The sequence below is a fragment of the Thalassotalea sp. G20_0 genome (assembly GCF_017744175.1).
Lineage (GTDB): Bacteria > Pseudomonadota > Gammaproteobacteria > Pseudomonadales > Endozoicomonadaceae > Endozoicomonas.
In genome coordinates this window covers 1-1,040 of record NZ_JAGHQV010000249.1, presented here as the reverse complement: position 1 = coordinate 1,040, position 1,040 = coordinate 1, and the positions used below count along the sequence as shown (strand labels likewise).

Sequence of the window (1,040 nt, the reverse complement as noted above, 5' to 3'; positions counted from 1 at the left end):
CTGTAAATCCACGCTTCTTCATGAATTTTCCCTGATACCCAAGCTTGAATATTTTCTGAGACAGTTTTTGGTTCAGCAATGGTCAGTGATGAGCGACACTCACTCTGCCATGATGCTTTTGAAGGGTATAACATTTTCTGCTAACCGACCCATTGCTGACTTAAGCCCTCCCGTACGTATCCTCAAACCGGACAATATCATCCTCACCCAGATACCCACCGCTCTGTACCTCAATCAGTTCAAGGTCAAATTTGCCAGGGTTTTCCAGCCGATGCACCACACCTATGGGAATATAGGTGGACTGGTTTTCGGTCAACAGAATCTCCTCATCACCATTGGTGATCAGTGCGGTACCCTTCACCACAATCCAGTGCTCTGCACGATGGTAGTGCATCTGCAAGGAGAGCTTTGCTCCTGACTTAACGGTAATCCGCTTAACCTGAAATCGTTCGCCAATATCAATGGAGTCATAGGCACCCCAAGGCCGATAGACTTTGCGGTGCAGTTTTACCTCGCTGCGGTTTTGTGCATTCAGCCGGTCAACAATTTTTTTAACTTCCTGCACCCGATCCTTGTGGGCCACCAGAATGGCATCATCGCTTTCGGTGATGACCAGATCATCAACACCCACCGCGGCAATTAGTTTCTTCTCACTGCGTACATACGTATTACGGGTATCCTGCAACAGAGCGTCACCCTGGACCGAGTTACCGGACTCATCCTTTTCACAGATATCTGCCAATGAGGTCCAGGAACCCACATCGGACCAGCCGGCATCAAGAGGCACAACCACCGCATCGGTGGTTTTTTCCATCACTGCATAATCAATGGATTCATCCGGGCAGGCGGTAAACGCTGCTTCATCCAGACGAACGAAATCAAGATCGGCATTCTCTACGGCAATGGCCTTTTCACAGGCTTCCAGAATATTAGGGCGGAATTTGTTCAACTCTTCCAGATAGCGGGAGGCCTTAAACAGAAACATGCCAGAGTTCCAATAATAGTCCCCTGAAGCAAGATAACTCTGAGCCGTTTCTAGA

Annotated in this window: 1 protein-coding gene; it reads right to left on the bottom strand. The window is 48.6% G+C overall.

The genetic code is table 11. From position 1 onward, the window contains the following. Positions 1–160 precede the first annotated feature (160 nt). On the bottom strand, positions 161–1,040 hold an 880-nt coding region (locus J7438_RS25860; RefSeq protein ID WP_209278907.1), incomplete at its 5' end, for a mannose-1-phosphate guanylyltransferase/mannose-6-phosphate isomerase.